Source organism: Pseudomonas capsici (assembly GCF_017165765.1).
GTDB lineage: Bacteria > Pseudomonadota > Gammaproteobacteria > Pseudomonadales > Pseudomonadaceae > Aquipseudomonas > Aquipseudomonas capsici.
Genome location: NZ_JAFGZD010000004.1, coordinates 95,741 through 114,785 on the forward strand (window position 1 = coordinate 95,741; position 19,045 = coordinate 114,785).

Here is a 19,045-nt window from a genome sequence, read left to right on the forward strand (position 1 = left end):
GCGATCCATTTCATGCTCCGCCTCGGACACGTCGGCGGATTATCAATTCACCTGCGAACAGCAGGCCCATGAGTCCATAGGAAATCAGGCCGGTATACAGTGCCCACCAGGACAGCGGGGCCCACAGGGTCAGGGCAGCTGTAACAAGGCCGTTGCCCATGAAGAAGACACACCAGGCTGCGGTGACCTGGCGCGTATAGCGGACGGCGACCTCGGGTAACTCCGGCTCTTTCAGGCGTGCCATTCGCTCCACCAGGGGCATGCCATACATCAGGCTCGAGCCGAACAGGCACAACATGAACAGGCTGATGAGCACCGGATACCAACGCAGCAGAAGCGGGCTGTCCAGCAAGCCCAGCAACAGGCAGAACGCAATCGCTGCTGTCGCCATGGCCAGCGTGCCTGCCCGTCTTTCGCTCGTCAGTGCGCGTATGAGCCACAAGCTGCCCAGCAACAGGGCGAACTGCCAGGGCGCGAAATGCTCCGTGCCCCAGTACACGGCAAGCGGGTAGAGCACACCGATCAGTAGCAGACCGGGGCCGATCAGCCGTTTCATTCCGCCGGGTTGGCCATGCGATAGACGGCTTCGACGACATCGTTGACCGTTCTTACCGACTTGAACTCTTCTGCGGCGATTTTCTTGCCGGTCTTGCGTTTGATGTGGTCGATCAGGTCTACGGCATCGATGCTGTCGATTTCCAGGTCCTGATACAGGTTCGCTTCAAGGGTGACGCGCTCAGGCTCAAGCTCGAACAGCTCGACCATGGATGCACGCAGGGTCTCGAAAATATCTTCGCGGGTTTGCATGTTCAGTCCTCAGGCCGATTGTCTGGCGCTGACGAAGGCCGCAAGGCTGTCTACGCAAGTGAAGTGATTGCGAGTGTCTTTTGCATCGGCATCGATCTTGATGCCGTAGCGCTTCTGAATTGCCAGCCCCAGTTCCAGCGCATCCACCGAGTCCAGTCCCAGGCCTTCGCCAAAGAGAATCTGGTCGTTGCCTATGTCGTGTGGGGTGATGTCTTCGAGGCCCAGGGCATCGATGATCAGTTGCTTAATGTCCCGGTGTAGATCGCTCATCTATGGCGAGCTCCTTGATGAAATACGCATGCAGGTAATCGTTGAGTTTGCGCGACGCCAGCGGAGGCGGGCCAAGTGCAGCAAAGCTGCTGGGGTCGATGTCTTCGCCGACGCGCAGGGTGAAATGCACGCGGCGCTGGGGGATCCGGTACCAGGGTTCGGCCTTGGTCAGGGTGGTCGGGCTGACCTGGATGATGACCGGGGTAATCATGCTGGCGCCTCGCAGCGCGATAGCGGCTGCACCTCGGTGAAAGGCGGGGGCCATGCCCGGCTGGGTCCGCGTACCTTCCGGAAAAATGATCAGGGTCTGGCCTGTCTGCAATCGGTCGACGGCCGCGTCGAGCATGTCCATGCTGCCGTCGTTGCTGATGTAGCCGGTGGAGCGCACGGGGCCACGTGTGCAGGGGTTGTCCCACAGGCTGCGTTTGACCACGCAATTGGCATCGCGCACCAGTCCGATCAGGAACACTACATCGATCAGCGAAGGGTGGTTGGCGATGATCATCTGTCCTGCACGGCCCAGGCGGTCTGCGCCCTGTACCTCATAGGTCAGGACACCCATGCGCGCCATGATGCGGATAAACAGCCAGAACAGACGGCTGATGGTGCGTCGTGCACGACGCTGATGACTGGCCTTGTCCCCTGGCAGGCAACCCAGCAACGGAAAAACGAACAGGCGCAGACACAGCCCGCTCAAGCCGAAGAGGACAAAACTGATTCCGGTAGCCAGCAGACGCCAATAATAAGCATCCCGGCCTTTCTTCAGAGGTTGCGTTGCCAGTTCCATAACCGGTCATTCCAGGGATGTTGGCAAACGGATTGGTTGGTGTTCAAGGCACGCAACAGATTCAGGGCATGAGGCCATTGGCTTCGCTCGGTGGTCCGGGCATCGCCACCCAGAGACAGCTGCCACTCATCGCCCTGGGTCAGCAGCAGGCCAACGGCATAGGGGAAGGGCACATCATCGATCCATTGGGCATAGGCCTGTGGTGGCTGCTCTTCGGTCACCACCACCAGCACGGCGCTGCTGCCTTCGGCCAATAGCGTGACTGCTTCGAAAATTCCGTGCTCCAGACCGTCGCCTGCTGCGGCCAGTGCGGTCATTTCGCAGGTTTCTCCGCGCATGATCGACCACAGTCCAATCACGGCGTTGTGCACGGAAAGGCTGAATTGTGTAGGAGAAAGTGGCTCGTTCGCCGCAAGATCGCGCAATATGTCAAAGGTTCGTGGTGTTTCCCCATGGCGCGACACGAATACCAGAGGCAGCCGCTCATGACCTTCAGCCAGTGGCCAGCCCACCGTGAATGCCATACGTGCCATTCTGCTCAGGCGTCTGCGCTGCATGGCGGGAAGGAAAGAGACATCTGGTGCTGCATCGCTGCTTTGTAAAAGCGTCGGATTGCGGCTCCACTGCTGCCAGTCGTCGACGCTTGCCAGGCCTGGAGCCCAGGCACGCCATTGTGCGATGTTGAATTTAATCACGACTTCTCTTCCCGCCCCTGCGGGCTACTTCTTGTTGCTGCTTCAGGCGAGCGACAGCAGTCTTGATATGTAATGTCGACTGACTGCGCGCATTATCCCGATGGCCAGTATGAGTAGCAAATTTGTTACACATTATTTGTTTGCAAATGCTGTTTTTACGTCAATAAGCGTTTTTTGGATGCTTTATCAGAGCCATATTGCGGGTGTGCGAGGCCTTCATGGGCTTCTGCCTCGAGGAAAACTCGCCCTTGTCATATGTATTGCCTAGACTCGGACTTCCTGCGGGCTTTATCGGCATTGCAGGGTGTTTCTTCACTGAACGAGGAGTTACTGCATGCGTCGCGTGGTGTTCAATCAGAAGGGCGGTGTCGGCAAGTCCAGCATCGCCTGCAATCTGGCAGCGGTCAGTGCCAGCGAAGGTTACCGAACACTCTTGATCGATCTGGATGCCCAGGCCAATTCGACCCAATACCTCACCGGGCTGACGGGCGACGATATTCCGATGGGCATTGCCGAGTTCTTCAAGCAGACGCTTTCTTCCGCGCCCTTTGGCAGGAAGAATCATGTCGACATCTATGAAACGCCTTACGACAACCTGCATGTAGTGACAGCGACCGCAGAACTGGCCGACCTTCAGCCCAAGCTTGAGGCCAAGCACAAGATCAACAAGCTGCGAAAGCTGCTGGATGAACTGAGCGAGGATTACGAGCGCATTTATCTGGATACCCCGCCAGCGCTGAACTTCTATGCCGTTTCGGCACTGATTGCGGCTGATCGTGTGCTGATCCCCTTTGACTGCGACAGTTTTTCGCGTCAGGCCCTTTATGGCTTGCTGCATGAAGTCGAGGAGCTCAAGGAAGATCATAACGACGGCCTTGAGGTGGAAGGGATTATCGTCAATCAGTTCCAGCCTCGTGCCAGCCTGCCTCAGCAAATGATCGACGAACTGGTTGCCGAGGGGCTGCCGGTCTTGCCGATTCATCTCAGTGCCTCGGTAAAAATGCGTGAGTCGCATCATGCAAGCACTCCTTTGATTCATTTCGACTCTCGCCACAAGCTGACGCAACAGTTCGTTGATCTGCACCACTGGCTGGAAGCCAGGGCACAGGCTTGAAGTCACCCGGAATGGGGGGCAAGACCCCATTCCGGCAGGCGTCAGCTCTGCGCATCAGGTTTGAACAGCGGTGAAGCAAAGGTGCCTGCTTTTATCGAGCCGATGATCTGCTCGACATTCATCTGCGCCTTTTCGGCCATTTCTGCCGGAATGCTGATGCTCGCCTCCATATCTGCCCTGGAATGCTTCTGGGAGGCTGTCAGTCGATTGTTGCCGGGCTGGCATCCGCATTTCACCTCATGCCCGTGCGTAGCGACGGCAACACAGTCGTTGATATAGGTCGGGTTTCCCTGGGCGATGTAGCCCACGCTCTTGCACGCCGGACACCACACCGGATCCCCCATGCGTGCCACTCTGCGCTCATCTATCAATTCTGTTGCCGATGCTGACAGCACGAAACCACCCGTGGTGGTCGGATCGCCTTCCCTGACTACAAATGGCATGACCTGCCTCCTCTGTGTTTGGAAAGTGCGAGGTTAGGCGAAAAACAGTGATCAAGGGGGCAATAAATAACAATAAGGATAAGTCCTACAGACAAATAAGTAAGTGCTGTGAGGTTCGCGAATAAATTCGCTCCTGCGAATTGTTTTTTGAAGAAACCTATCCTTTCGGGTTATCCGATCGGGTAGTTGAGTAAATGTTTTGATGTCTCTAACCTTTTTTGGCAGGAGCTAACAAAAAAGGAATCAAGGGGTGAAAATTTTAAAAGGTATTAAAAGGGCAGTGGTTGTAATTGCATTTATTGCATCGGGCGCGGCGCAGGCAGGACCGCAGGTGACGGTTGTTTTTAAAAATAGTGGTTCGGCTCCTGCGGTATATAGCCCGGTGGATAGCAATGAGGCGATGACTAAGACTTTTGCCAAACCGATGCCGCTAGAGAGTGTTTCAGCAGGAGGGACAAATACATATGTTGTTCAGGGGCGCCTTTCTCCGGATGCCAGTCATGCCTTTGTTCGCTACAGAGGCGGTAATAAAGAGTGCAAGTTCAAGTCGACTTATATCATGGTTCATAACCGTGGTGTGAGAGTACCTAAGTGGATCAAGGGTGCTGTGGCAAGTGGTGGGGCGCGTTGTGATGCCAGAATAGTTTCTGTCAATAGCTCTACGCATGATTGGGTGGTTGAGTTTGTAATGAGATAAGCATTTTTGTTCTCGTGCCGGAGGCGAGTAACTGTTTTCGGTACGAGTTTCCTTCCTCAAATAGAGGTCTGTATATGATAAATAATGTTGAAGCTCGCACTGCGCCTTTATCTGTTACATCGATACCTGCGATGAAAGAGCATGTTGTTCCAGAGAGTGGAGCGATTGCCAAATTTTCAGCACCTGCATCCGATACGACCCATATATCGATACTGTCTCGCCAGCTAAGCGAAAGTGCTGCACGAGCCGAGGCTCGTGATCAATCGCTGACCCGCAGTCAACTGGGACATCTGGGGCTCAGATTGCGGGCTCAGTTCGATGCCGTGTCCTATTTTCGCTCTGATGCAATGCAGGTTTTACCGGACGCCACTATAGATGACCCGGTCTTGAAAGAGCGAGATCGTCAGGCCGTAGAGTATGTAATTCGCAATATGCACAGTGACCCCACCGCCAGAAACCCGTTTGCCGGTTTGTCATATGAGCAACTGACCGTGATTGCCTACGATGAAGGGGATACCTTTACCTTGCATGAAAGGCATGCTGCTTATCTAGGCGCTTGGGCGCTTGAGGAGGAGTGGAGAGCGAATATGGGCAGCCGAAGCCTGCAAGGTGCATTTACTCAAGAGCTTCATGTGTTTTATGCCGAAAATTTAGCCCATTACCGATCTCTTCCTCTGATCGAGCAAGCTCGATATCCCGAGGATTATGAGGCTGATACAGAAGCTTTGATGATTGAGGCGGCCGCTGCCGGCCCCAGGAAAAACGAACGACTACTGACACTGTTTGAAATCCTTGCAGGTGCGATTCCAGGCAAGGATGACAAGGCTGAGGAAAAGCCTCCCGAGGAGGCCGAAACCCCTGCTGCTACAGGGCCAGCAATCAAGACGAACAACTGATCTCCAGATGCTTCCCCCAATCCGGCGGGCGTTGTGCGTAGTCAGTCATGCCGGGTTGCTCGGTGAAGGGGGTGCAGAGCACTTCATGCAGGCGGCGAACTTCTGTGTAATCGCCTTTTTCTGCCGCTTCGATGGCGGTCTGCGCCAGATAGTTGCGCAGGATGTAGAGCGGATTGACGGCATGCATGCGCGCTTGTCGGTCCTGCTCGGTGCCGTTTTCTTCTCTGGCCTGACGAGCCTGATAGCTTTCGGCCCAGTTGTCGAAACCCTTGAGGTCGACAAAGTCGTCACGCAGTGTCCGTAGCGCATCGCCAGCGGGTTCGTCGCCCAGACGGCGGAAGAACAGGGTGTAATCGACACCGCTGTTCTGCATCAATTGCAGGAGGCGGCTGATCAGTTTGTCATCCTCGTCTTCGGCGCTGGTCAGGCCCAGGCGGCGGCGCATGAGGTCCAGGTAGTGGGCCTGATAGAGCGGCAGGAACAGGCCGATGGTTTCGCGCAGGGTTTCGACGCTGATGAAAGGGGTCAGGGCCTGGGCCAGGGCGCTGAGGTTCCACTGGGCGATAGGCACCTGATTGCTGAAGGAGTAGCGGCCTTCGTGGTCGGAATGGTTACAGATAAAGTGCTCATCGAAATCGTCCAGAAAGGCGAACGGGCCGAAGTCGAAAGTGATGCCCATGATCGACATGTTGTCGGTGTTCATCACGCCATGACAGAAGCCATAGGCCTGCCATTTTGCGATCAGTTCGGCGTTGCGCTCGACGATTTCCCTGAACATCGCCAGATAAGGCTCGGGCTGTTCCAGGCACTGGGGGTAGTGCATGGCCAGTATGTATTCGCCCAGTTCTTTAAGGCGTTCCGGCTGCTTGGTGTAGTAGAAGTATTCGAGGCTGCCGAAGCGGATATGGCTTGGAGCCATTCGCAGCACCATCGCCGCCCGCTCCTGGGTTTCACGCCATACCGGCGTGCTTGAGCCGATCACACAGGCTGCCCGGCTGGTGGGGATACCCAGGGCGTGAAGCGCCTCAGAGGCCAGAAACTCGCGGATCGAGGAACGCAGTACGGCGCGCCCGTCGCCCATGCGTGAATAAGGCGTGCGGCCAGCCCCCTTGAGGTGCAGGTCCCAGTGTTCGCCTGCGTCGTTATAGACCTCGCCCAGCAACAGGCCGCGCCCGTCGCCCAGCCTTGGGTTGTAGGAGCCGAACTGGTGACCTGAATAAACCATTGCCCGTGGATCGGCATTGCTCCAGAGCTTGTGACCGCTGAATATCTCGGCGAACAGGGGAAGCTCGGCCTGGCTCGGGTCCAGATCCAGAAGGGCCAGGGCCGACTTGCTGGCCACCACCAGTCGGGGCTCTTCAATGGGCTCGGGCAGGACCGCTGTGGAAAACACATCGCCCAGTCGGGCGAAGCGGTTGTCGAAGATGAGTTCGTCGAGGGCTTTCACGGGCCATCTCCAGCAGAATGTCCAGGCATTCTGCTGGGATTGGCCGTATCAGTCGAGCTTGAGTTCAGGCGGCTCGGGTGCATCCTTGGGCGCGGGCTTCACTTTGGTGGTGACCGGCGGCGTCTCGGGCTCGGCAGGCAGAAGGGTCTTGTCGGTGTTTTCAATCGGCACCATCTTGTACTCCTGACCATGGAGATTCTTGAGATAGACCTCCATCTGACGGAACGAGATGTTGATCTTCTGCTTCTTGAACTCACGGTTGATGAAACGGTTGATCTCGTCCAGTACCGGGTTGCGGTCTCCCAGATCGCGTACATGCATGCGCAACTCGTGGTCCAGGGTGCTTTCGCCGAAGTTCAGGAAATAGACGATCGGTTCCGGTTCCTTCAGCACGCGAGGGTTGTCGCGGGCGGCCTGGAGCAGCAGGGTGCGAACCAGATCCAGGTCCGAGCCGTAATCCACGCCCAGTTTCAGGGTAACGCGGGTGATGGTGTCGGTCAGCGACCAGTTGATGAGCTGGCCGGTGATGAAGGTCTTGTTCGGGACGATGATGTCCTTGCGATCGAAGTCGGTGATGGTCGTGGCGCGGATGCGGATCTTGCTGACCGTACCCGACAGGTTGCCGATGGTGATGGTGTCACCGATCCGAACCGGGCGCTCGAAGAGGATCATGATGCCGGAGATGAAGTTGGCGAAGATTTCCTGCATGCCGAAACCCAGGCCGACCGACAGTGCGGCCACCAGCCATTGCAGCTTGTCCCAGCTCACGCCCAGGGTCGAGAGGGTGGACACGAAGCCGATACCGGCAATGGCGTAGGACAGCAGCGTGGTTGTGGCATAGGCACTGCCTTGCGCCAGATTCAGGCGTGACAGCACCAGGACTTCCAGCAGGCCTGGCAGGTTGCCGGCCAGCACGAAGGTGATGCCGATGATCACCAGCGCGCCGATCATGTCGCCGAGGCTGATGGGCACCATGCTGATGTTGGCACCTGTGCCGCTGGTGTATTCGTACAGGGTGATGTTGTCCAGATACGCGAATACGGTGATCAGGTCGGCCCAGACCAGATAGAGTCCGCCGATGAAACCACCCAGCAAGGCCAGGCGAATCAGACGCAATGACTGCTGGTTGACCTGCTCGATGTCCAGCTTCGGCTCTTCTATCGCGATTTCGCCGTCACCGCTTTCCCGCGCGGCCTGACGTTTGGCCAGCGCCCGCTGGTAAGCCAGGCGGCGTGCGGCAACGCTTAGGCCGCGCACGAAGGTGGCCTCTGTTACCAGCCAGAGCATGATCAGGTACAAGGTATCGATCAGGCGGTCGCTGAGTTTCAGTGCGGTGTAGTAGTAACCGAAGCAGACTGCCAGAAACAGCGCGATGGGCAGGGCCGTGAACGCAAGACCGACGGCTTTGCGGAACAGCGAGGCGTTGTGATGAGTCGGGCTGGACAGCAGCAGGCGGCTGAGCAGCAAGGCCATCAAGGCATAACAGGTCAGGACCACGCCAATGCCCAACACATCGTCGGCCAGTGCCGCCGGTTGGTGTTCGGCAACGGCAACCACTGCTACCAGCGCCAGCACCACCAGCCCCAGGCGACGAACCCAGCCACGCAGGAACTCGACCTGCGCCGTTTCCCAGCGGAAATGCAGTTGCGCAACACCCGCAGGAGCCAGCACGCGATAGGCCGTGTAGAACACCAGCCAGGTCAGGGCAATCTGCAGCAATGCCTCGCCCAGATTGGCGTTCTGCCCACGGGCATCGATCTGCAGGGCGTAGCCGCACAAGGCAAGGCCCAGCGCCACCGGCAAGGCCAGCAGCACGTTGATCAGCAAGGCCAGAGGCGTTTTCCACTGGCTGTCACGCTTGAAGTGACCGATATCGGAGTGCAACCGGCCAAGCTTCTGATAAAGCGCCTTGCGTCGCCATGTCAGGACGCCGATCAGCAGCAGTAACGGCAGGAACAGCAGCGGACGCTGTGTCAGCCCGTCGGACAGTTCGCTGAGGCTGGATGTCCAGGGAAGGGTGGCGAGCTGCTTGGTCAGCCGCGGCCAGATGTTCTGGAACCACTCCACATCGAGCGGCTTGTTGCTGGGGATCCAGAACATCTGCTCGTCCAGCGTGGCGCGCAGGCTCAGGGCCGTGCTGGTCAGCTGTTTCTGGTTCAGTTGCAGGGTGATGGATTCGTTGAGCAGGGCGCTGAGTTCGCGATTCAGGCGCTCCAGCAGGTCGCTGCGGGTAATGGCCAGATCCAGCAGGGTCTTGCGCAATTGCGGGGTGATGTCTTCGGGCGGCTGAGTCGCCAGCAGTTTTTCGACGTAGGCCGAAGGGCTGCTCATCTGTTCGCGCTGCTGGTTGACCTCGAACTGGTACAGGCGAATGTTGGCGATTTCGTCGGCCAGGCCTTTGTCCAGTTGCAGGTGGGGCAGGGCCTGTTTCTGTTTGTAGAGGATCTTGGACAGCAACAGGCTGCCACTCAGAACATTGATCTGCTCGCTCAGGGCCTGATCGGTCTGGGTCAGGTTGTCCAGTTGCTGCTTGGTCTTGAGGTTCTGCTGGGTCAGCTCATTGAGGCGATCGGTGCCACGCAGCAAATAGTCGGAAAGCTTGAGGTTGGCCGCGCTTTCGGTGGCCAGCAGGCTGCTGCTGCCTGCCTTTTGGGCTTCCAGAGACAGCTCGGCCACGGTTTTCTGGGACTGGGCGCGACGCTTGTCGTTGATCAGGGTCTGCAGGTCCTGGATCTCCTGCTCCTGACGGCTCACTTTCTCGGTCAGCAGGTCGTGCTGACTGTTGCCCAGGTCCTGGAGTTGGCTGTTGCCGGCCAGTTCCTGGCGACGCAGCAGGTTCAGCGCATTGATCGACGCCAGTTCGGCATTGAGCATGTTGCGCTGGTCGGCGTTGAGGGCCTTGCCGTTATCCTTGCCCAGCTTGAGCGTGGCGTTGATTTGCTGGATGCGGGTCTGGTTGGCGCTGATTTCCGCTTGGGCTCTTTCCGGCCGCGTCTGGGCGGTGATGGTCAGGCTGTTGGCTTCGTTCAGGGCTTTTTGCAGGTCGCTTTGCTGGGTGCTGCGTTGACTGAGCATCTGTTCGAGCTGTGGCACGTCAAGGTTGCCATAGCGCTGGGCAACAGGGATGACTCGGCTCTCTTTCAGGCGGCTCAGTTCACGCTGGTTTTCGATGGTCTGCTTGGGAGCCTGATTCAACTGCTGCTTGAGAGCGGCGAGTTTTTCCTGGCTGTCCTGCTGGCTGGCCAGAAACGCGAGGGTCTGCTCAAGCACCTGCTGCAGGGCCTTCTGATCGACCTCCGGCAGTTTACGGTCGGCGATCTTGTCCAGGCTTTGCTGCACGGCTGCGCTGGTTGGCGGATCGGCCGCCAGCGCCGGGAAAGTGGAAAGGCAAAGCCCAAGCAGAGTGACAGCAAAAAATGCACGCAGCGAAAACATAGACACCGGTCGCTTGATAAAACGGAGTGGATTGGCAGTTTAAAGGAACAATCCGGGACCCGGGCGGCTTCCTTCGGGGAATCTGACGCCGACTTTGAGGATCTTGTTCCCTTCCATCACCGCAACAGTCCAAATAGTTCCATTCCATTCGATCTGGTCGCCCACGACGGGCTCGCCGCGATTCTTCTGAATGATGAACTGGCTAAGCGGCATATTGCTATCCAGACCGTCGAGCTTGAGGCCATACAGTGCCGCGACGGCACCCAGTTGCGCATCGCCTTCCAGCACGAAGTCGCCGAAGAAGCGCAAGTCCAGACCGCGCTGCGGAGCCTGGCTGAACAGTTTGCCCAGTGCCGGAAGATCATGTTCGTGGCCGATTACGCACAGCATGTCGCCCACTTCCAGTGTGGTACTGCCGGAAGGGTGGAGCAGTTGCTGGTTTCTGAACAGCGCCGCGATCCGCGTGTTCTCGGGCATCTTCAACTCGCGCAGGGCTGCACCGATACACCACTTTTCAGCGCCCAGGCGATAAACGAACAGCTCCCATTCACTGGTGACATGTACTTCAAGCGCCGAACGGGTAATCGGTGCCGGATCGGGCGGAACCGTGACCTTGAGCAGTTTTGCCATCCACGGCAGGCTGGTGCCTTGCAGCAACAGCGAAACCAGCACGATGAAGAACGCGAGGTTGAAGTACAGCTGAGCGTTGGGCAGGCCGGCCATCAGCGGGAACACCGCCAGAATGATCGGAACCGCGCCGCGCAGGCCGACCCAGGCAATGAATGCCTTTTCACGACCATGGAACGCCTTGAACGGTAACAGGCCGACCATGACCGACAGCGGACGCGCCACCAGGATCATCCACAACGCCAGACCCAGAGCCGGGATTGCGATAGGCAGCAGGTCGTGGGGCGTGACCAGCAGGCCCAGGACCAGGAACATGCCGATCTGCGCCAGCCAGGCCATGCCGTCGAGCATGTGCAGGATGCCGTGACGGCTACGGATTGGCCGGTTGCCCAGCACCAGTCCGCAGAGGTAAACGGCCAGGAAGCCGCTGCCGTGAATGGCGTTGGTCAGGGCAAAGATCGCCAGACCACCCGCGATGACCAGAATCGGATACAGCCCGGCTGCCAGATTGATGCGGTTGACCAGTTGCAGCATCAGCCAGCCGCCACCCAGGCCGATGAAGCTGCCGATACCGAACTCTTGAATGAGATGGCCCAGCAATCCCCAGTGCAGGCCGGTCTGGCCGCTGGCGAGCATGCCGATCAGGGTGACGGTCAGAAACACCGCCATGGGGTCGTTGCTGCCGGATTCGATTTCCAGGCTGGCGGTCACCCGCTCGTTAAGGCCCTTGCCACCCAGCAGGGAGAATACCGCGGCGGCATCGGTAGAACCGACGATTGCGCCAATCAACAGGCCCTGGATCATGTTCAGGTCGAACAGCCAGGCCGCGACCATGCCGGTCAGTCCTGTGGTGATCAGAACCCCGACCGTTGCCAGCGACAAGGCGGGCCATAACGCGACCCGGAAACTGGCGACCCGGGTGCGCAGACCGCCATCGAGCAGAATCACCGCCAGGGCGAGGTTGCCTACCAGATAGGCTGTGGCGTAGTTGTCGAAGATGATCCCGCCGCCATCGACCCCGGCGACCATGCCCACGGCAAGGATAATGACCAGAATCGGAATGCCGAGACGCGAAGACAGAGAACTGACCAGAATACTTGCGCCCACCAGCAACGCGCCGATCAGGAACAGGCTGTTGATGGTCGTGGCATCCAAGGGCGGTACTCCATATATAAACGGTTATAAACAGACGTGCCGCAAACTGACCATGCAGTCTGCATGCCAAGGGATTCTAACCTGTTGAATTGGCTGGCTGTCAAAAAAGGTTACAGACTGATCCGATAAATAATCAGTGACTTACTATTCTCTATCGGCTCGTGTGCATGGCTTGTCTTGCGCAGGAAAAGCGAGGCCATGGCTGCAACCCAAGTTGCCTGGATTGAGAGGCGCGACGATGGATATCGGCTCAATACCCTCGTCGCTTTTTCAGTGCGGCGAGGGTATTGGAGTCATGAAGGTCATGTGGCAAAGACAGCGGGGGCGGCAAAACAGCCGGGGTCGAGTTTCTAGAACCAGTCGCCCTGCATCCCCAGGCAGGCATCGTCCCGGTTTTCCAGTAGCGTCAGTTCATGATGGCAGCCTGGGATTTCCCAGGTCAGGAAGTACCGGGCTGCCTGTAACTTGCCCTGATAGAAACCGGCATCGGACGGGGTGTTCCGAGTCAGTCCTTCCGTGGCGCGAATGGCCTGTTCCAGCCAGCGCCAGCCGATGACGGTATGGCCGAACACTTTCAGATAGAGCGCCGAATTCGCGAGGGTGGTACTGACTTTGCCCTGTGCCAGATCGGTCAGCAGGCCGACCGTCACCGTTTGCAGGCGTGTCACCAGTTGTTCCAGCGGCTGACGCAAGGCATCGAGGCTTTCGTGGGCGCTGGCTCGTCGGGTGGTGTCGGCAATCAGGCGAATCAGTTGCTTGAGTCCGGCACCATTGTTCTGTGCCAGCTTGCGGCCCAGCAAGTCCAGCGACTGAATACCGTGAGTGCCTTCATGGATCGGGTTCAGACGGTTATCGCGGTAATACTGCTCAACCGGATATTCGCGTGTGTAGCCATGGCCGCCGAGAATCTGGATCGCCAGCTCGTTGGCTTTCAGGCAGAACTCCGACGGCCATGACTTGACGATGGGCGTCAGCAGGTCGAGCAGTTCGTGGGCCTGGTGCTTCAGCTCTTCGGTTTCGCCGGTCCGGGTATCGTCAAACAGACGAGCGCTATACAGGCCAAGGTCGAAAGCGCCTTCCACGTAAGCTTTTTGCGTGAGCAGCATGCGCCTGACATCGGCGTGCTGAATGATCGGCACCGGCGCACTCTGTGGGTCCCGGTTGTCGGGCAGTCTTCCCTGCGGGCGTTCCCGGGCGTAGTCCAGGGAATACAGATAACCCGCATAACCGAGCATGATGGCGCCCATGCCTACGCCAATGCGTGCTTCGTTCATCATCTGGAACATGTAGCTCAGGCCCTGGTGGGGCTTGCCTACCAGATAGCCCACGCATTGCCCGTTATCGCCGAAGTTCAACGCCGTCGAGGTGGTGCCGCGCCAGCCCATCTTGTGAAACAGCCCGGCCAGAATCACGTCATTGCGGGGGCCGTTGCTGCCGTCTTCATTGACCAGAAACTTGGGCACGATGAACAGTGAAATCCCTTTCACGCCAGCCGGTGCGTCCGGCAGCTTGGCCAGCACCATATGGACGATATTTTCCGACAGCGAATGATCGCCGCCGGAAATGAATATCTTGTTGCCACGCAATCTATAGCTGCCATCCGCTGCGGGTTCGGCACGGGTGCGGATATCGGAGAGCGATGAGCCTGCATGGGGTTCGGTCAGTGCCATGGTGCCGAAAAAGCGGCCTTCGATGATCGGTTGCAGGAAACGCTGCTTCTGCTCGTCGCTGCCGAAGCTTTCGATCAGGTTCGCCACGCCCATGCTCAGGAACGGATAGGCCGTGGTGCCCGCGTTCGCGGCCTGGAAGTGAGCAAAACAGGCTTGTGAGAGCAGGGTCGGCAACTGCATGCCACCTTCTTCGAAGTCCCGAGCCGCATTGAGAAAACCGGCCTCCAGAAACGCATCCACCGCCGGTTTGACCTCGGGGATCAGTACAGCCTCGCCATTCTCGTAGCGCGGTTCGTTTTCATCGGCTTTGCGGTTATGGGGCTCAAAGTACTTTTCGGCGATGGTGCGTGCAGTACCGATGGCCGCATCGAACGTCTCGCGGCTGTGCTCGGCAAAACGCTCGCGCCGGGTCAGCGCCTCGGCGTCCAGCACTTCATACAGCTCGAAAGCCAGATTGCGGGAACTGAGCAGCGTCTCGGACATGACCTTCACCCTCTGTCTTGTGGTGGGCAGAGTCTAGGCCGGAGACGGGACGCTGCCCAGCATGATTGATGGGGGTGATGGTGAGGGGAAAGCGGCAAGTTACAAGCGGCAAGCCACAAGTCAAAAACTTGAAGCTTGCTGCTTGCCGCTTACAACTTCCTTTCTCAACCTATCGTCATCAGGCTCGCATTGCCGCCCGCCGCGGCGGTGTTGACGCTCAGGGCGCGTTCGATCACCAGACGTTCCAGTGCCACGTTGGTTTCGCCGTGGGACAGGCCGTTGACGCCGATGATTGCACCGGCGCGCTGGGCCACTTGCTCGCATATGGCGCGCAACTGGTCGGAATCGCCGTGATGCAGAACGGCGTCGATCAGCACTTCATCCTTGCTCCAGTCTGCGACCAGTTTGATGCGCGCCTGAACCTCTTTCGGCAGGCGGGTACGCAACGGTTTGCCGATTGCGGTTTCCGGCCAGATAGCGGTGCTGCCGACGGCCAGGACCGCCGCCAGTTGGGTCAGCAGGTCGGCTTCGTCGTCGGCCAGACACAGCACGTGTTCACGCGGCAGGATGCTGTAGCTGTTGCGTTCGCCGGTCGGGCCGGTCAGCAGGCGGGTGGTGCCGCTTTGCGATTGTTCGGCAAACTGATTGCACAACTCGTCCAGTTCGGGCTGTTGATTGCTGGCGGCCCAGGCTTTCAAGGCCTGTAGCGGTTTGCCCAGGCTTTCCTGAACGCGGGTGTCGGGTGCTATCAACTTATCGCCACGGTTGAAGGATTGCCCGATTGAATCCTGTGGGCGAGTGGACAGCAGGCGATACAGGTACAGTGGCCCGCCCGCTTTCGGTCCGGTCCCCGACAGGCCTTCGCCACCGAACGGCTGCACGCCCACCACGGCACCGACAATATTGCGGTTGACGTAGATGTTGCCGGCATTGACGTTATCGATGACCTTGGCAATCGTTTCGTCGATGCGGGTGTGGACACCCAGGGTCAGGCCGTAGCCGGAAGCGTTGATCTGGCCGATGAGCTGGTCCAGCTCCTTGCGCTTGTAGCGAACCACGTGCAGCACCGGTCCGAAGATTTCCCGTTGCAGCTCGTCGAAGCTTTCCAGTTCGATCAGGGTCGGCATCACGTAGGTGCCGCGCTTGAGGTCCGCGCTGTTAGCGATTGCCATCTGATAGACCTGACGGCCCTTGTCGCGCATGCCTTGAATGTGTTTCTCGATCCCGGTCTTGGCTTCGGCATCGATCACCGGACCGATATCCACGGACAGATGCTCCGGGTTGCCCAGGCGGTTTTCGGCCATGGCACCCTTGAGCATTTCGATCACGCGGTCGGCGGAGTCTTCCTGCAGGCACAGCACGCGCAGTGCCGAGCAACGCTGGCCGGCGCTGTCGAAGGCTGAAGACAGAATATCGATCACCACCTGTTCGGTGAGGGCCGAGGAGTCGACGATCATGGCGTTCTGGCCACCGGTTTCGGCAATCAGCGGGATCGGTCGACCCTGGGCATCGAGACGTCCGGCAATATTGCGTTGCAGCAGGCGCGCCACTTCGGTGGAACCGGTGAACATCACGCCTTTGACGCGTTCGTCGCCCACCAGTTTGGCACCGACGGTTTCGCCGCGCCCCGGCAGCAGTTGCAGTACGCCTTCCGGAATGCCGGCTTCCAGCAGCAGGCGCACAGCCTGAGCTGCGATCAACGGGGTCTGCTCGGCGGGTTTGGCCAGCACCGGGTTGCCAGCGGCCAATGCCGCTGCGACCTGACCACTGAAAATCGCCAGCGGGAAGTTCCACGGGCTGATGCAGACCACCGGTCCGAGCGGGCGGTGAGTATCGTTGCTGAAGTCGTTGCGCGCCTGCACAGCGTAGTAGCGCAGGAAGTCCACGGCTTCGCGAACTTCGGCAATGGCGTTTGCGAAGGTCTTGCCTGCTTCGCGGACCAGCAGGCCCATCAATGGCTGGATCTCGTTTTCCATCAGGTCGGCAGCACGCTCGAGAATCGCAGCGCGCTCGGCTGGCGGTGTGGCTTGCCAGATCGGGCCTGAAATCATCGCGCTCTGGAGGGCGTTATCCACATCCTCCAGGCTGGCTTCCTGTACATGACCTACTACGTCTCGCTGGTCGGACGGGTTCAGGGCTGCAACCGTCGGACCTTCGCTGGTCGGGCAGCCGAGAATCGGCGCAGCTTTCCAGTCGTTGTGCGCGGTCGCCAGCAAGGCCGACGACAGCGAGGCCAGACGATGTTCGTTGGCCATGTCGATGCCGCTGGAATTGGGACGCTCCGGGCCGTAAAGGTCGCGAGGCAGCGGGATTCGCGGGTGTGGCAGGCCGCAGTTGCCTTCCTGGGTCGCCATGCGTTCGATGCTGCTGACCGGGTCGGCCACCAGTTCCTGGATCGAAACCGACTGATCGGCGATGCGGTTGACGAACGAGGTGTTGGCACCGTTTTCCAGCAGGCGTCGCACCAGATAGGCCAGCAGCGTTTCGTGGGTGCCGACCGGCGCGTACACACGGCAAGGACGGTTCAGCTTGCCATCGGCCACCTTGCCCACCACCTGTTCGTAAAGCGGTTCGCCCATACCATGTAGGCACTGGAATTCGTACTGGCCGGGATAATAGTTCTGACCGGCAATGTGATAAATGGCCGCCAGTGTATGGGCGTTGTGGGTCGCGAACTGCGGATAGATGACTTCCGGTGCTGCCAGCAGTTTGCGTGCACAGGCGATATAGGAAACGTCGGTATAGACCTTGCGGGTATAGACCGGATAACCCTCCAGGCCTTCGACTTGGGCGCGCTTGATTTCGCTGTCCCAGTACGCGCCTTTTACCAGACGGATCATCAGGCGGTGACGGCTGCGACGCGCCAGATCGATCACGTAATCGATCACATACGGGCAGCGTTTCTGATAGGCCTGGATGACAAAGCCGATGCCGTTCCAGCCAGTCAGTTGCGGCTCGAAGCACAGGCGTTCCAGCAGATCCAGCGACAACTCGAGGCGGTCGGCTTCTTCGGCGTCGATATTCAGGCCGATATCGTATTGCCGTGCCAGCAGGGTCAGCGACAGCAGGCGCGGATACAGTTCTTCCATCACCCGCTCGTACTGGGCGCGGCTATAGCGTGGGTGCAGTGCCGACAACTTGATGGAAATGCCCGGGCCTTCATAAATGCCGCGGCCATGTGAGGCCTTGCCGATGGAGTGGATGGCCTGCTCGTAGGACGCCAGATACTTCTGCGCATCATGCTCGGTAAGCGCTGCCTCACCCAGCATGTCATAGGAATAACGAAAGCCTTTGGCTTCGAAGCGGCTGGCGTTGGCCAGGGCTTCGCCGATGGTTTCGCCGGTCACGAATTGTTCGCCCATCAAGCGCATGGCCATGTCCACGCCCTTGCGGATCATCGGTTCGCCGCTCTTGCCGATGATGCGGCTCAGGGACGAGGAAAGGCCGGTTTCGTTATGGGTGGACACCAGCTTGCCGGTCAGCAGCAGGCCCCAGGTGGCGGCGTTGACGAACAGCGACGGGCTGTTGCCCAGATGTGGCTGCCAGTTGCCATTGCTGATCTTGTCGCGGATCAGCGCATCGCGAGTGCCTTTGTCCGGGATGCGCAGCAGTGCTTCGGCCAGACACATCAGCGCCACGCCTTCCTGAGATGACAGCGAGAATTCCTGCAGTAATCCCTGAACGATTCCGGCGCGCCCGCTGGCGCTCTTCTGGTTGCGCAGCTTCTCGGCAATGGAGGCCGCCAGCTTGTGGGTGGCTTCGGCCATGGGGGCGGGCAGGCGGGCCTGCTCCAGCAGCATGGGCACCACTTCCTGCTCGGGGCGACGATAGGCGGCGGTAATGGCCGCACGCAGGACCGATTGCGGCAGGATGCTCTCGGCGAACTCCAGAAAGCTCTGATAGTTCGTATCCGTCGGCAGATCGCCGCTGTCATCGCCGTCCTTGCTGCCCAGGCCATCGAGTTCCTGCAGGGTTGCACCACTCTCCAGTTTTTCCAGGTAATTGAAGATGGCCTGCTTGATCAACCAGTGCGGCGTACGGTCGATGGATTGTGCGGCTGCTTTCAATCGCTCGCGGGTCAGGTCGTCAAGTTTGACGCCCAGAGTGGTGGTGGCCATGTCTTGTCCTCATTGTTGCCACTCTGTGCGTGGCCTCGGCTTTGGGTCAGGTTAGCTTTGCTCCAGAAAAGGTGCAACCGGGTGCAACCTGTTTTTTGCCGAATATTTCAGGCTCATTCCGGGTCATGACAGGGTAAGTCGGGTCAATGCATGATTTTGAGGCGTTATGTTTTGCGTAATGAGCATTGGCCGCCTCAAAATGAGGCGTAAATCACAGCGCAATGATCATTTGGTGACAGGTGCAACTGTCTGATTGAAACAGGTTGCACCTTTTTCGAAATGTCTAATAGGATTCGTCATGACGGTGCAACCGTTGGCGAGACGTTCAGTGGCTGCTTCCTTGCGGGATTCCAGTCAGCGCTGCGTCGGGTACAAGGGCATGGATGGCGGGTTCGGTAACC

The 19,045-nt window shown here is 58.7% G+C and carries 14 protein-coding genes; 3 read left to right on the plus strand and 11 right to left on the minus strand.

Annotated features, from left to right (window positions below; all coding sequences use genetic code 11):
- Positions 1-10 precede the first annotated feature (10 nt).
- From JSY17_RS06935 to JSY17_RS06955, 5 genes are read right to left on the minus strand one after another with little or no spacing between them, the layout of a single operon-like run.
- Entirely contained in the window at positions 11-556 is a 546-nt protein-coding gene (locus JSY17_RS06935) for a COG4648 family protein (RefSeq protein ID WP_117181758.1), read from the minus strand.
- Positions 553-807: an acyl carrier protein gene (locus JSY17_RS06940; RefSeq protein WP_117181757.1), complete on the minus strand. Its 255-nt coding sequence runs from the start codon at positions 805-807 to the stop codon at positions 553-555. The genes JSY17_RS06935 and JSY17_RS06940 overlap by 4 nt, the downstream gene beginning before the upstream one ends.
- 9 nt (positions 808-816) lie before the next feature.
- Entirely contained in the window at positions 817-1,077 is a 261-nt protein-coding gene (locus JSY17_RS06945; RefSeq protein ID WP_025258164.1) for a phosphopantetheine-binding protein, read from the minus strand.
- Positions 1,052-1,864: a lysophospholipid acyltransferase family protein gene (locus JSY17_RS06950; protein WP_117186125.1), complete on the minus strand. Its 813-nt coding sequence runs from the start codon at positions 1,862-1,864 to the stop codon at positions 1,052-1,054. Before JSY17_RS06950 ends, JSY17_RS06945 begins: the two co-directional genes overlap by 26 nt.
- Positions 1,840-2,559 (minus strand): beta-ketoacyl synthase chain length factor, encoded by a 720-nt coding sequence (locus JSY17_RS06955; protein WP_200998377.1) that lies wholly within the window; start codon positions 2,557-2,559, stop codon positions 1,840-1,842. Before JSY17_RS06955 ends, JSY17_RS06950 begins: the two co-directional genes overlap by 25 nt.
- A gap of 334 nt (positions 2,560-2,893) precedes the next feature.
- Between JSY17_RS06955 and JSY17_RS06960 the strand changes: the two genes are divergently transcribed.
- Entirely contained in the window at positions 2,894-3,673 is a 780-nt protein-coding gene (locus JSY17_RS06960) for a ParA family protein (RefSeq protein ID WP_117181755.1), read from the plus strand.
- A gap of 41 nt (positions 3,674-3,714) precedes the next feature.
- On the opposite strand, the gene JSY17_RS06965 is transcribed toward JSY17_RS06960, so the two are convergent.
- A complete protein-coding gene (locus tag JSY17_RS06965) occupies positions 3,715-4,116 on the minus strand; it encodes a PAAR domain-containing protein (protein WP_117181754.1) in 402 nt (133 codons plus the stop codon).
- 250 nt (positions 4,117-4,366) lie between these two features.
- Here JSY17_RS06965 and JSY17_RS06970 point away from each other — a divergent pair, with 250 nt between their 5' ends.
- Together JSY17_RS06970 and JSY17_RS06975 are read left to right on the plus strand one after the other, a co-directional pair.
- On the plus strand, positions 4,367-4,813 hold the full coding sequence (locus JSY17_RS06970; RefSeq protein WP_206401559.1) for a hypothetical protein: 447 nt from the start codon (positions 4,367-4,369) through the stop codon (positions 4,811-4,813).
- Positions 4,814-4,887: 74 nt separating this feature from the next.
- Entirely contained in the window at positions 4,888-5,709 is an 822-nt protein-coding gene (locus JSY17_RS06975) for a hypothetical protein (protein ID WP_206401558.1), read from the plus strand.
- Here the strand turns inward: JSY17_RS06975 and selO are convergent.
- The 5 genes from selO to putA form a co-directional block, all read right to left on the minus strand.
- The gene (gene selO / locus JSY17_RS06980) at positions 5,693-7,156 is read right to left on the minus strand and encodes a protein adenylyltransferase SelO (RefSeq protein WP_206401557.1); all 1,464 of its coding nucleotides are present in this window, start codon (positions 7,154-7,156) and stop codon (positions 5,693-5,695) included. The genes JSY17_RS06975 and selO overlap by 17 nt on opposite strands.
- A 48-nt stretch (positions 7,157-7,204) precedes the next feature.
- Positions 7,205-10,591 carry a mechanosensitive channel MscK gene (gene mscK / locus JSY17_RS06985; RefSeq protein ID WP_206401556.1) on the minus strand — a complete coding sequence of 1,129 codons (3,387 nt, stop codon included), beginning with the start codon at positions 10,589-10,591 and terminating at the stop codon, positions 7,205-7,207.
- A gap of 39 nt (positions 10,592-10,630) precedes the next feature.
- Positions 10,631-12,373: a potassium/proton antiporter gene (locus JSY17_RS06990; protein WP_117167194.1), complete on the minus strand. Its 1,743-nt coding sequence runs from the start codon at positions 12,371-12,373 to the stop codon at positions 10,631-10,633.
- A gap of 350 nt (positions 12,374-12,723) precedes the next feature.
- Complete coding sequence (locus JSY17_RS06995) at positions 12,724-14,526, minus strand: acyl-CoA dehydrogenase (protein ID WP_206401555.1); 1,803 nt, start codon at positions 14,524-14,526, stop codon at positions 12,724-12,726.
- A 164-nt stretch (positions 14,527-14,690) separates the two neighbouring features.
- On the minus strand, positions 14,691-18,644 hold the full coding sequence (gene putA, locus JSY17_RS07000) for a trifunctional transcriptional regulator/proline dehydrogenase/L-glutamate gamma-semialdehyde dehydrogenase (protein WP_206401554.1): 3,954 nt from the start codon (positions 18,642-18,644) through the stop codon (positions 14,691-14,693).
- Positions 18,645-19,045 lie beyond the last annotated feature (401 nt).

What these genes read in the sequence shown, in the direction of transcription:
- JSY17_RS06935 (WP_117181758.1), bottom strand. Translation starts at nt 556, where the DNA reads ATGAAACGGCTGATCGGCCCCGGTCTGCTACTGATCGGTGTGCTCTAC.
- JSY17_RS06940 (WP_117181757.1), bottom strand. Translation starts at nt 807, where the DNA reads ATGCAAACCCGCGAAGATATTTTCGAGACCCTGCGTGCATCCATGGTC.
- JSY17_RS06945 (WP_025258164.1), bottom strand. Translation starts at nt 1,077, where the DNA reads ATGAGCGATCTACACCGGGACATTAAGCAACTGATCATCGATGCCCTG.
- JSY17_RS06950 (WP_117186125.1), bottom strand. Translation starts at nt 1,864, where the DNA reads ATGGAACTGGCAACGCAACCTCTGAAGAAAGGCCGGGATGCTTATTAT.
- JSY17_RS06960 (WP_117181755.1), top strand. Translation starts at nt 2,894, where the DNA reads ATGCGTCGCGTGGTGTTCAATCAGAAGGGCGGTGTCGGCAAGTCCAGC.
- JSY17_RS06965 (WP_117181754.1), bottom strand. Translation starts at nt 4,116, where the DNA reads ATGCCATTTGTAGTCAGGGAAGGCGATCCGACCACCACGGGTGGTTTC.
- JSY17_RS06975 (WP_206401558.1), top strand. Translation starts at nt 4,888, where the DNA reads ATGATAAATAATGTTGAAGCTCGCACTGCGCCTTTATCTGTTACATCG.
- mscK (WP_206401556.1), bottom strand. Translation starts at nt 10,591, where the DNA reads ATGTTTTCGCTGCGTGCATTTTTTGCTGTCACTCTGCTTGGGCTTTGC.
- JSY17_RS06995 (WP_206401555.1), bottom strand. Translation starts at nt 14,526, where the DNA reads ATGTCCGAGACGCTGCTCAGTTCCCGCAATCTGGCTTTCGAGCTGTAT.
- putA (WP_206401554.1), bottom strand. Translation starts at nt 18,644, where the DNA reads ATGGCCACCACCACTCTGGGCGTCAAACTTGACGACCTGACCCGCGAG.